10 protein-coding genes are annotated in these 12,095 nt (G+C 62.0%); 7 read left to right on the top strand and 3 right to left on the bottom strand.

Translation table 11 applies throughout. From position 1 onward, the window contains the following. Positions 1-259 precede the first annotated feature (259 nt). The gene (metE, locus tag AB7M25_RS11950) at positions 260-2,548 is read right to left on the bottom strand and encodes a 5-methyltetrahydropteroyltriglutamate--homocysteine S-methyltransferase (protein ID WP_454237335.1); all 2,289 of its coding nucleotides are present in this window, start codon (positions 2,546-2,548) and stop codon (positions 260-262) included. Between the two features lie 397 nt (positions 2,549-2,945). On the opposite strand from metE, the gene AB7M25_RS11945 reads away from it, so the two are divergent. The 5 genes from AB7M25_RS11945 to AB7M25_RS11925 all read left to right on the top strand — a co-directional run bounded on the left by AB7M25_RS11945 (position 2,946) and on the right by AB7M25_RS11925 (position 7,105). Next, a complete protein-coding gene (locus tag AB7M25_RS11945) occupies positions 2,946-3,929 on the top strand; it encodes a FecCD family ABC transporter permease (RefSeq protein ID WP_429389554.1) in 984 nt (327 codons plus the stop codon). Beyond that, complete coding sequence (locus AB7M25_RS11940) at positions 3,929-4,696, top strand: heme ABC transporter ATP-binding protein (protein WP_429389467.1); 768 nt, start codon at positions 3,929-3,931, stop codon at positions 4,694-4,696. Before AB7M25_RS11945 ends, AB7M25_RS11940 begins: the two co-directional genes overlap by 1 nt. A 55-nt stretch (positions 4,697-4,751) precedes the next feature. Continuing rightward, entirely contained in the window at positions 4,752-5,636 is an 885-nt protein-coding gene (locus tag AB7M25_RS11935; protein ID WP_429389469.1) for a ChaN family lipoprotein, read from the top strand. A 352-nt stretch (positions 5,637-5,988) separates the two neighbouring features. Further along, complete coding sequence (locus tag AB7M25_RS11930; protein ID WP_429389471.1) at positions 5,989-6,594, top strand: SCO family protein; 606 nt, start codon at positions 5,989-5,991, stop codon at positions 6,592-6,594. Between the two features lies 1 nt (position 6,595). After that, the gene (locus tag AB7M25_RS11925; RefSeq protein ID WP_429389472.1) at positions 6,596-7,105 is read left to right on the top strand and encodes a copper chaperone PCu(A)C; all 510 of its coding nucleotides are present in this window, start codon (positions 6,596-6,598) and stop codon (positions 7,103-7,105) included. A gap of 85 nt (positions 7,106-7,190) precedes the next feature. Here AB7M25_RS11925 and AB7M25_RS11920 read toward each other — a convergent pair whose 3' ends face one another. Then, positions 7,191-7,610, bottom strand: coding sequence for an organic hydroperoxide resistance protein (locus AB7M25_RS11920; RefSeq protein ID WP_429389474.1), 420 nt, complete (start codon positions 7,608-7,610; stop codon positions 7,191-7,193). Positions 7,611-7,734: 124 nt separating this feature from the next. After that, complete coding sequence (locus tag AB7M25_RS11915) at positions 7,735-8,064, bottom strand: hypothetical protein (protein ID WP_429389475.1); 330 nt, start codon at positions 8,062-8,064, stop codon at positions 7,735-7,737. Between the two features lie 181 nt (positions 8,065-8,245). Between AB7M25_RS11915 and potE the strand changes: the two genes are divergently transcribed. Together potE and AB7M25_RS11905 are read left to right on the top strand one after the other, a co-directional pair. Continuing rightward, entirely contained in the window at positions 8,246-9,655 is a 1,410-nt protein-coding gene (gene potE, locus AB7M25_RS11910; RefSeq protein WP_104448685.1) for a putrescine-ornithine antiporter, read from the top strand. Next, entirely contained in the window at positions 9,652-11,937 is a 2,286-nt protein-coding gene (locus tag AB7M25_RS11905; protein ID WP_429389478.1) for an Orn/Lys/Arg family decarboxylase, read from the top strand. The genes potE and AB7M25_RS11905 overlap by 4 nt, the downstream gene beginning before the upstream one ends. The last annotated feature ends 158 nt before the right edge of the window (positions 11,938-12,095 follow it).

Below are 12,095 nucleotides of genomic sequence, written 5' to 3'. Positions count from 1 at the left end.
CTTTCGCGGGCAAGCCCGCTCCCACAAGGTTCTTCAGTGTTCACAAAACCTGTGGGAGCCGGCTTGCCAGCGAAGGCGTCGGCACAGCCAACATCATCCGCGATTGATCGACCGCTTTCGCGAGCAAGCCCGCTCCCACAAGGTTCTTCAGTGTTCACAAAACCTGTTGGAGCTGGCTTGCCAGCGAAGGCGTCGGCACGGCCAATAAAAAAACCGGAGCACAGTGAAATGCTCCGGTCAGGGTCATGCTGCTAACGCGTCAGGCCCATTCTTTACGCAACTGACGCGCAGCGTTGACCATGTGCACCAGCGCCGCTTCGGTTTCCGGCCAGCCGCGGGTTTTCAGGCCGCAGTCCGGGTTGACCCACAGGCGTTCGGCGGGAATGCGCCTGGCGGCCTTGCGTAACAGGTTGGCCATTTCCGAGGAGTCCGGCACCCGTGGCGAGTGGATGTCGTACACGCCGGGGCCGATGTCGTTCGGGTAGGCGAAGGCTTCGAACGCGTCCAGCAACTCCATGTCCGAGCGCGAGGTTTCGATGGTGATCACGTCGGCATCCATGGCGGCGATGGACTCGATCACATCGTTGAACTCGCTGTAGCACATGTGGGTGTGGATCTGGGTTTCGTCACGCACACCCGAGGCGCACAGGCGGAACGCTTCGGTCGCCCAGTCCAGGTAGTGCTGCCACTGCGCCTGGCGCAACGGCAAGCCTTCGCGGAACGCCGCTTCGTCGATCTGCACGATCCTGATCCCGGCGGCTTCCAGGTCCACCACTTCGTCGCGAATGGCCAGGGCCAGCTGACGGGCCTGTACTTCACGGGTCACGTCTTCGCGCGGGAATGACCACATCAGCATGGTCACGGGACCGGTCAACATGCCCTTCATCACTTTGTCGGTGAGGCCTTGGGCGTAGCGGATCCACTCCACGGTCATGGCTTTCGGGCGACTCAGGTCGCCGAAGATCACCGCCGGTTTCACGCATCGCGAACCGTAGCTCTGCACCCAGCCAAAACGCGTGAACGCATAGCCGTCGAGTTGCTCGGCGAAGTATTCGACCATGTCGTTGCGCTCGGCTTCACCGTGCACCAGCACGTCCAGGCCCAGGCATTCCTGCACTTGCACGGCGTGGCGAATCTCGCTGTGCATCGCTTCGGTGTATTCGGCTTCGGTGAGCTTGCCTTGCTTGAACGACTGGCGCGCCAGACGGATCGACGCGGTTTGCGGGAACGAACCAATGGTGGTGGTCGGGAACAGCGGCAGGTTCAGGCCGGCGCGTTGCCTGGCGATGCGCTGGGCAAACAGCGATTGACGCTGGCTGTCCCTGGCGGTGATCGCGGCCACACGCGCCTGAACAGCCGGCTTGTGGATGCGTGGCGATGCAGCCCGGGCAGCCTGAACGACGCGGCTTTGGCTCAGCGCCTTGAGAACGTTCGACGCTTCGGGTTCGTTGACCGCCTGAGCCAGTAGCGCGACCTCTTCACACTTCTGCACGGCAAACGCCAGCCAGTTTTTCAGCTCGGCATCGAGCTTGTCTTCGCGGCCCAGATCAACCGGACTGTGCAGCAACGAGCAGGACGGCGCGACCCACAGGCGATCACCCAGGCGTTCGTGAGCGTGCTGCAAGGTGGCCAGGGCGTTTTCCAGGTCGCAGCGCCAGACGTTACGACCGTTGACCACACCCAGCGACAGCACTTTATAGGCCGGCAGGCGGTCGAGAATGGTCGGGTACTGTTCAGGCGCACGCACCAGATCGATGTGCAGGCCATCCACCGGCAGGTTGGCGGCCAGGCCCAGGTTCTCTTCCAGGCCACCGAAGTAGGTGGCGACCAGCTTCTTCAGCGGGTCGCGCTGGATCAGGTTGTAGGCGCGTTCGAAGGCGTTTTTCCAATCCTGAGGAAGATCGAGGACCAGGATCGGCTCGTCGATTTGCACCCACTCGACGCCCTGCGCCGCCAGGCGCTGGAAGATCTGGCCGTACAGCGGCAGCAGGCGTTCGAGCAGTTCGAGCTTGTCGAACCCGGCGCCCTTGGCCTTGCCCAGCCATAAGTAGGTCAGCGGGCCGATGATCACCGGCTTGACGTTGTGCCCCAGTGCGCGGGCTTCTTCGACTTCTTCGAACAGTTGATCCCAGCCAAGCTGGAACTGCTGGTCGGCACTGAACTCCGGGACCAGGTAGTGATAGTTGGTGTCGAACCACTTGGTCATTTCCTGGGCGTGGGCGCCGCCGCAGCAGCTGTCGCTCACACCGCGCGCCATGCCGAACAGGGTCTGCAGGCTGGCCTTGCCATCGTGCGGGCGGAAACGCTCAGGGATCACACCAAACATCAACGAGTGGGTCAGGACCTGGTCGTACCAGGCGAAGTCGCCAACCGGCAGCAGCTCGATGCCGGCCTTTTTCTGCAAGTCCCAGTGGGTCTTGCGCAGGTCACGGCCAACGGCGCGCAGGCCGGCTTCGTCCAGCTCGCCCTTCCAGAACGCCTCTTGGGCCTTTTTCAGTTCACGGTCGCGACCAATGCGCGGAAATCCAAGGGAATGGGCCACAGCCATGTCAAATAACTCCAATGCGTTCAATGGAGCCATTGTCGACAGTACCGATGAGTGAGACAAACTCATTTTAATCGTGATGATCACAAGTTCTTCTCATGATCCATAGCGCTGCGCAACCGGCGCTGGATGGACACCGGGTTCAACGCGCTCGTCCCCAATGTCCAACCTGCACCGTGGCGTGTGCGTAAGCCGGGCGTCGATGGCATCATCACCCGCCAGGAAGTTTTCGATGTCCGCCCTCTCTGATCGACCAAGGAATAGTCCCGATGCGTATCAAAACACGGCTGGCCTGTGCCACGGCGCTCTACCCGGACGCCACAGCGCAGACCGCCTGGATCAACCCATGACGGCCATTTTCCGGCCGCGTCCGACCTTGAACTGTTTGCTGGTGGTGCTGGTGCTGGTGTTCTGGCTGTCCCTGGCCCTCGGGCCGGTCAGCCTGCCGCTGGGCGAGACCTTGCTGGCCGGGATGCGCCTGCTGGGGTTGCCGCTTGACGGGGGCGACACGCAGCAGGCGGAGCTGATCCTCGGGCAGATCCGCCTGCCGCGCAGCCTGCTCGGCATCGCCGTGGGCTCGGTACTGGCGTTGTCCGGCGTAGCGATGCAGGGGTTGTTCCGCAACCCCTTGGCGGACCCGGGCCTGGTCGGCGTGTCCGGCGGTGCCGCGCTGGGTGCCGCCCTCGCCATCGTCGGCGGCAGCCTGCTGGGCGGCGTGCCACCGGCCATCGAACCTTATCTGCTGTCGGTCAGCGCCTTCGCCGGTGGCTTGATCGTCACGGCGGTGGTGTATCGCTTCGGCCGCCGCAACGGGCAAACCGACGTTGCCACCCTGCTGTTGGCGGGTGTGGCGATGACGGCCATGGCCGGTGCCGGCGTGGGTCTGTTCACCTACCTGGCCGATGACGCGACCCTGCGCACCCTGACGTTCTGGAACCTGGGCAGCCTCAACGGCGCCAGCTATCCGCGCCTGTGGCCGTTGCTGATCGTCACCCTGGGCGTGGCGCTGTGGTTGCCACGTCGTGCGGCGGCACTCAATGCCATGCTGCTGGGCGAATCGGAGGCCCGTCACCTGGGCTTCGACATCGAGCGGATCAAGCTTGAGCTGGTGTTGTGCACGGCGCTCGGCGTCGGCGCGGCCGTGGCGGCAGCCGGCCTGATCGGCTTCATCGGCCTGGTGGTGCCGCACCTGATGCGCCTGCTGGTCGGCCCGGATCACCGGGTGTTGCTGCCCGCGTCGTTGCTCGCCGGTGCGAGCCTGCTGTTGCTGGCCGATCTGGCCGCGCGCCTGCTGTTGGCACCGGCCGAATTGCCGATCGGCATCGTGACCGCACTGATCGGCGCGCCGTTCTTTCTCTATCTGCTGGTACGAGGGCGTTCCTGATGCTGCGGGCAAACAACTTGCTGGTACGTCGTGGCAACCGCACGGTACTGGCGAACATCGATATCCAATTGCGCCCCGGCGAAGTGCTCGGCGTGCTGGGACCGAACGGCGCCGGCAAAAGCACCCTGCTCGCCGCCTTGTGCGGCGAACTGCCCACCAGCGAAGGCACGGTCAGCCTCGATGAGCGTCCGCTCGCCGACTGGCCGGGCCAGGAACGGGCCAGGCGCCTGGCCGTACTGCCGCAGAGTTCAAGCCTGAACTTTGCGTTCTCGGTCAATGAAGTCGTGGGCATGGGGCGCCTGCCTCACGCCAGCGGCCGCGTGCGCGATGGCGAAATCGTCGCCGAGGCGCTTTCAGCGGCCGATGCGCTTCATCTTGCCGGGCGCAGTTATCTGGCGCTGTCCGGCGGTGAACGCCAGCGCGTGCATCTGGCGCGAGTGCTCGCTCAACTCTGGCCGGGGGCCGAAGGGCAAACCCTGCTGCTCGATGAACCGACGTCGATGCTCGATCCGTTGCACCAGCACACCATTTTGCAAGCCGTGCGCGACTTCGCCGAGCGCGGTGCAGCGGTGCTGGTGATACTGCACGACCTCAATCTGGCTGCACGCTACTGCGATCAACTGCTGTTGTTGCAACAAGGCCTGCCCCAGGCCTACGGTCCACCGGCACAGGTGCTGACCGCCGAGGCGCTGGCGGCGGTGTATGGCCTGGAGGTGCTGATTCATCAACACCCGGAACGCGGCCACCCGTTGATCATTGCGCGCTGATACCGTCCCCCTCCTTCGTTGATCGAGGGAGCTTCTGTCTATTCAAGGAAAACCGATGCGCTTTCTGTTGCTGTGTGCGTTCAGCCTGTTGGCTGCCTGCCAAACCCATTCTGTAACGCCGCCCCCGGCGCCGATTGCCCCGCAAGGGCGCGATCACGCCGATCTCGGCGTCATCCGCGAACTGGCCAGCGGTCGCACGCTGACCCCGCTGGAACTGGTCGAACGCCTGGCCGTTGCACCGCGGGTTCTGGTCGGTGAACAGCACGACAACCCGGACCACCACGCCCTGCAATTGTGGTTGCTGCGCGAGCTGGCGGCACAGCGTGCCCAGGGCAGCCTGCTGATGGAGATGCTCAACCCCGATCAACAGGCCAAAGTCGATGCCGCGCAAGCCGCGACCCGCGCTGGCCAGCCGCCGGCCGATGCGTTCAAGGCGCTGGCCTGGCAGGCCAATTGGGACTGGAGCGTCTACGGTGCCCTTGTCACCTACGCGCTGCGCCAACCCTATCCGCTGCTGGCGGCGAATCTGGACCGCGCGCAGATCATGCAGATCTACCGACAGCGCCCTGTGTTGAATGGTGAAGCGTCCACCACCCGACAGGTGCAGGCGACCTTGCTGGACGACATCCGCCAATCCCATTGCGGTCTGCTGCCCGAATCACAAATGCCGGCCATGCTCGCCGTGCAGCAACAACGCGACCGGCACATGGCCGAGCGCCTGATGGCCGCGCCGACGCCGGCGTTGCTACTGGCCGGGGCGTTTCATGTGCGCAAGGACCTGGGGGTGCCGCTGCACTTGAAAGACCTCGGTGCCGGTGCAGGCAATGCGGTGCTGATCCTCGCCGAAGCGGGCAAGACCGTGACCGCCGAGAGCGCGGATTACGTGTGGTACACGGCCGCACAGCCGGAACAGGATCATTGCGCGAAGTTGCGTCGTTAAGCCCGGCTGAAACATTGTGGTGAGGGCTGTCTGTGGCAAGGGGGCTTGCCTGTGGCGAGGGGGCTTGCCCCCGTTGGACTACGAAGTAGTCCCGAACCCGGGTAATGCGGTATGTCAGGTAAACCGCATGCAACTGTATTGCGACCGCTTCGCGGTCGAACGGGGCAAGCCCCCTCGCCACAAGAACACTCTCGCCCTGACGGCGCGACACTATGTCACGCCTCTGCGCCGGTCCAATGGTCGTATCCACCCCGCCGCCACCGGCACAGTTTGTTAAGATCCCCACGTTTTTTTTCGTCTGTACAGTCACCACGCTGTCAGTTTCAGCCTGTTCAACAGGATGCTTTTTTCCATGAGTACTTTGTATACCCGCCGAACTGTCCTGCAAGGCATGGGCCTGTTGAGCCTGGGCCTGCTCGCCGGTTGCGACGACAGCAGCAAGCTGTCGTTCAAGTACGGCAAAGACCTCAGCGACAAGATCATGGGGCGTAACTTCAAGCTCACGAACACCGAGGGCGAAACCAGGATGCTGGGCAGCTATCGCGGCCTGATGCCGTTGGTGTTCTTCGGCTTCACCCAGTGCCCGGCCGTGTGCCCCACCACGCTGGCCCGTGCCGCCCAGGCCAAAAAGCTGATGGGCCGCGATGGCGAAAGGCTGCAGGTGATCTTCATCACCCTGGACCCGGAACGCGACACGCCAGAGCTGCTCGACAAGTACGTCAAGGCCTTCGACCCGAGTTTTGAAGCGCTGTACGGCACCCTGGAAGAAACCGCCGCCACCGCCAAGGAATTCGGCGTGTTCTTTGAAAAAGTCCCGAGCGGCGATACCTATACCCTCTCCCATACCGCGACCAGTTATGTCTTCGACTCCCGGGGCAATCTGCGCCTGGGGCTGTCCGCGTCCCTGACGGCCAAAGAGTGCGCAGAGGACCTGCTCACCGTGATGGAGGTTTGCTGATATGAATGCCCCGCAGGCTAAGAACCGTTTCGCGCAACGTTGCAAGCAACTGGCACTGGGCTTGTCCCTGGTCGGACTGGCGTTTCAAGCGTCGGCACAAACCCGGGTCGACGACGCCTGGGTCCGCGCCACCGTAGCCGGCCAGCCATCGAGCGGCGCCTTCATGACCGTCACCGCGAGCAGCGACAGCAAACTGTTGAGCGTGCAAACGCCGGTGGCAGCTCTGGTGCAGATTCATGCAATGAGCATGAAAGATGACGTGATGAAAATGCAGCAGGTGGACGCTGTGGCACTGCCGGCCGGTAAAGCGGTGAGCCTGGACCCCAATGGCTACCACATCATGCTCATGAACCTGACGGGCCAGATCAAGGAAGGCGACAAGGTGCCGCTGACCCTGACCGTCGAGGACGCCAAGGGCGAGAAAGAGTCGATCCAGGTTGAAGCCGTTGCCAAGGCGATTGGCACCATGGATCACGGCAACATGGCGCATGATCACAGCAAGATGAATTGATGCCCGCGTAACACTGTAGGAGCCGGCTTGCCGGCGATGGGAACCTGCATCGATCTTGCGGTCCTCATCGCTGGCAAGCCAGCTCCTACAAAACGAGCTTGAGCACGACGTTGATGTTGTTGCGCGTGGCTTTCGAATACGGGCAGTACTGGTGCCCGGTGTCGACGATTTTCTGTGCGGTCTCACGGTCCAGCCCCGGCAGGCTGACATTGAGCCGAGCCTGGAGCAGGTAGCCGCCTTCATTCGTGCCCAGGTCGACTTCCGCATCGACCGCCACATCCTTGGGCAACGCCACTTTCATTTCCCTGGCTGCCACTTGCATGGCGCCGATAAAGCAGGCAGACCACCCGGCAGCGAATAATTGCTCGGGGTTAGTACCGCCACCGCCCGCACCTGGCGACGAAAGCTTTACATCGAGTATTCCGTCGGAACTGCGGGAGGCGCCGTCACGCCCGCCGGTGGTGTGGGTCTGGGCGGTGTACAACACTTTATCGATCTGGTTCATGTTGACCTCCTGATTGAGTTGTAGGAAACCGGTTTTAACACCCCATCCGATCGCCGGGATGGTCAGTCAATATAGACGTCACCGGCCCGCGCCGCGGTCGATCCGACCAGCGCCCACCTCTTCTTTACTTACGCGCCAACTTGTACCTGACGCAGTCCTCATAAAAGCTTTGCCGCACGGCCGTCGGTTTCAATCGCGACGAACTGTCATAAGTTTGCTCTGTAATGCCAAGTGCCATCATGCGCATCCATGTTTTTGAGAACTTGTAGGCCTGGATTTTCTGCCGCGCGGCGTATAGAGAAACGCCTGAAAGCTTGAGTTCCTGTGCCCTTGCAGCGGTGCCCGCGCCCCAACTGCACATGTATTGATCCTGGGTGGCCAGTTCTTTGGCTTGCGTCGAATTGGTGATACCCGCAACAACTAGCGGAATTAACGCGATCCATATCTTGCGCATCTCGACCTATCTAACTAGTTGAAAATGAACTAATTTTGCGGGGGATTTTTTAACTTGGGGGCCAGCATCGTGCCTTTTTTGCAAATGAGTGCAAAAACGAGATGGCTGAGGCCATTTCTTGCGAGTTTTCAATCCTTTGCTATAGCTAGACTCTCAATCGCCAACTAAGTGAGGCAACGGAATGTCAGTCGCAAAAAAAATGAGTGTGGGGCAACTGACAATGTTGACCGCCGTCAACATGTTGGGCTCAGGCATTGTGCTACTACCGACGAAACTAGCGGAAGTCGGTGCAATTTCGATACTTTCCTGGCTGGTGACGGCCACCGGCTCCCTGGCTCTGGCCTACGCCTTTGCGCGATGCGGGATGCTCAGCCGCAAGACCGGCGGCATGGGCGGCTATGCCGAATACACGTTCGGTAAAGCCGGTAACTACATCACCAACTACACCTACGGCCTCTCACTGTTGATTGCCAACGTGGCGATCAGTATTACCGCGGTTGGCTATATACAGACGTTGTTCGGAATAAAACTTGATTCACTGCAAGTAGGTCTGGCGACCATTGCCTTGTTGTGGATCACGACCTTCGCCAACTTTGGCGGCGCGAGCATTACCGGCCGGATCGGCGCGATCACCGTCTGGGGTGTGATTGCACCGGTGGTGCTGGTGTCCACGGTGGGTTGGTTCTATTTCGACAGCAGCGTCTACGCCGCTGGCTGGAACCCTCATGACAAAGGCTGGTTCGAAGCGGCCGGCGCCTCGGTGGCGATCACCCTGTGGGCCTTCCTTGGGCTGGAATCGGCTTGCGCCAACACCGACGCGGTGGAAAACCCTGAGCGTAACGTACCGATTGCCGTGCTGGGCGGCACCCTGGGTGCGGCGGTGATCTACATCGTCTCCACCAACGTCATCTTCGGTATCGTCGGCAACGAAGAACTGGTCGCGTCCACCGCGCCGTTCGGCCTGGTGTTCGCCAAGATGTTCACCCCGATGGTCGGTGACATCGTGATGGCGGCCATGGTGCTCGCCTGCATCGGTTCGCTGCTGGGTTGGCAGTTCACCATCGCCCAGGTGTACAAAAGCTCGGCCGACACCGGTTACTTCCTGTCGATCTTCGCCAAGGCCAACAAGGCGGGTACCCCGATTGTCGGCATGCTGGTGCTGCTCGCTGCACAGACCGCGCTGGCCCTGCTCACCATCAGTCCCGACCTGAGCAAGCAGTTCGACACCCTGGTCAACCTCGCGGTGGTGACCAACCTGGTGCCGTACATCCTGTCCATGGCCGCGCTGATGACCATGCAGAAAGTCTCCAACGTGCCCGAAGGCAAGGCGCTGGCCACCAACGTCATTGCTCTTATCGCGGCGGCCTACAGCTACCTGGCGCTGTACAGTTCCGGTGAGCAGGCCCTGATGCTCGGTGGCGTCGCCACGATCTTCGGCTACACCCTGTTCGGCTTCGTCAACAACCGCCTGATCCGCCTCGAAGCACTCAACAACAGCGTACCGACGCAAACCGTCAGCGCGCAGCACCTCACTGCCGAGCCAGTGCCGGTGAACAATCTGAATAAAGCCACTCTGGAGGTTCAAGCATGACGGACTATAAACACTCGCTGGGCATGCTGGCGCTACTGGTCAGCAGTCCACCGGACAAACGAACGGTGTTTGGCCGCGCCCTGGATCATCTGGTCCACGATGTGGAGGGACGTGGCGTCAGTGTTCTGGCCTCGGAAAGCCTCTCGGATGCCGCATCGATCCTGCGTTCGGACCCTGCCGTTCAGTGCGTGCTCATCCGCTGGGAAATGGACACCAGCGAAGGCCACGCCGACTGCATCAAACTGCTGGTCAAACTGCGCGAGCGCAACACCCGGGTGCCCGTGTTCCTGATCAGTGACCGTACCACCGCGTCGAGCATTCCGTTGCTGGTCATGCAACACGCCGACGATTTCATCTGGCTGCCCGAAGACACCACAGGCTTCCTTAGCGGGCGCATCCTGGCCGCCATCGAACGCTATCGTCAGGCGGCCCTGCCGCCGATGTTCGGCGCGCTGGTGAAGTTTGCCCGCACCTATGAATACTCCTGGCACACCCCGGGCCATGCCGGCGGCACTGCGTTTCTCAAGAGCACCGCCGGGCGCGCCTTCTACGAGTTCTTCGGTGAAAACCTGCTGCGTTCCGACCTGTCGATCTCGGTCGGTGAACTGGGCTCGCTGCTCGATCACAGCGGCCCGATCGGCCAGGGCGAACGTTATGCCGCCAAGGTCTTCGGTGCACACCGCACGTACTACGTGACCAACGGTTCGTCGATGTCCAACCGCGTCATTCTCATGGCCAGCGTCACGCGCAATCAGATCGCCCTGTGCGACCGCAATTGCCACAAGTCCGCCGAGCATGCGATGACCCTGTCCGGGGCGATTCCGACCTACCTGGTGCCGACCCGCAACCGCTACGGCATCATCGGCCCGATCCTGCCGCAGACCCTGAGCGCCGAAGGCGTGAAAGCCGCCATCGCCAACAACCCGCTGGTCAAGACAGGCATCGACCCGACGCCGGTGCACGCGATTGTCACCAACTCGACCTACGACGGCCTGACCTACAACGTCACCCGCGTCGAAGAGTTGCTGGGCGAAAGCGTCGACCGCCTGCACTTCGACGAAGCCTGGTACGGTTATGCGCGCTTCAACCCGCTGTACAGCGGACGCCATGCCATGCACGGCAACCCGGCCGACCACGACAAGTCCAAGCCGACCGTGTTCGCCACCCAGTCGACCCACAAGTTGCTGGCCGCCCTGTCCCAGGCCTCGATGATCCACGTGCGCGACGGCCGTAACCCGATCGAACATGCGCGCTTCAACGAGTCGTACATGATGCACGCCTCGACCTCGCCGAACTACGCGATCATGGCGTCCTGCGACGTCAGCTCGGCCATGATGGAAGCGCCGAGCGGACAGATCCTCACCAGCGAGTCGATCGAAGAAGCCATCAGCTTCCGCCAGGTTCTCTCGCGCATGCACAACGAAATGCTGAGCAAGGACGACTGGTTCTTCACCTGCTGGCAGCCGCCGACCGTACAGGTGGGCGCCGCGACCGTGCCTTTCCATGAGGTCGACCCGGCTACCCTTAAAACCGACCCGAACTGCTGGGTCCTGCACCCGAACGCGGTATGGCACGGTTTCGGTGACATCGAAGACGGCTACTGCATGCTCGACCCGATCAAGGTATCGGTACTTGCCCCGGGCATGGGCGACGACGGCAACCTGCTCGCCTCCGGCATCCCGGCCTGTGTGATCACGGCGTATCTGGGGCGCCAGGGTATCGTGGTCGAGAAAACCACCGACTTCACCATCCTGTTCCTGTTCTCCATCGGTATCACCAAAGGCAAGTGGGGCACGCTGCTCAACGCCCTGCTCGACTTCAAGCGCGACTACGACGACAACGCCGAGCTGGAGCTGTGCCTGCCCGACCTGTACAACGCCAACCAGCGACGCTATGCCGGCATGGGCCTGAAGGATCTGGCCGACGAAATCTTCGCCGCCATGAAGAAACACAAGACCACCGCCAACATGTCCCAGGCCTTCGGCACCTTGCCAAAAGCCGAGTTCAGCCCGGTGGAGGCCTACGAAAAGCTGGTGCGCAACGACATCGAACTGGTGACGCTCGAGCAAGCCGCCGGACGCCTTGCCGCCACCGGTATCGTGCCGTACCCGCCAGGCATCCCGCTGCTCATGCCAGGTGAGAACGCAGGCCCCGCGGACGGTCCGCTGCTGGCGTATCTCAAGGCACTGGAAGCCTTCGACAAATCCTTCCCCGGCTTCACCCATGACACCCACGGGATCGAGGTTGAGGATGGCGTTTATCGGATGCTGGTCTTGAAGTGAGTTAGCCAGGTTCACCGCAACCTCTGTAGGAGCGAGCTTGCTCGCGAAGGTGTGTCAGTCGACATCGACTTAGCTGACACTCCATCGCGAGCAAGCTCGCTCCTACAATGGATCGCACGCGCCCCCCCCAAAAAAATCCCTATGGGCAAACTCAATCA

The sequence above is a fragment of the Pseudomonas sp. AP3_22 TE3818 genome (assembly GCF_053628995.1).
Note: the sequence above shows the minus strand (reverse complement) of the source record. Positions and strands in the feature narration are given on the sequence as shown.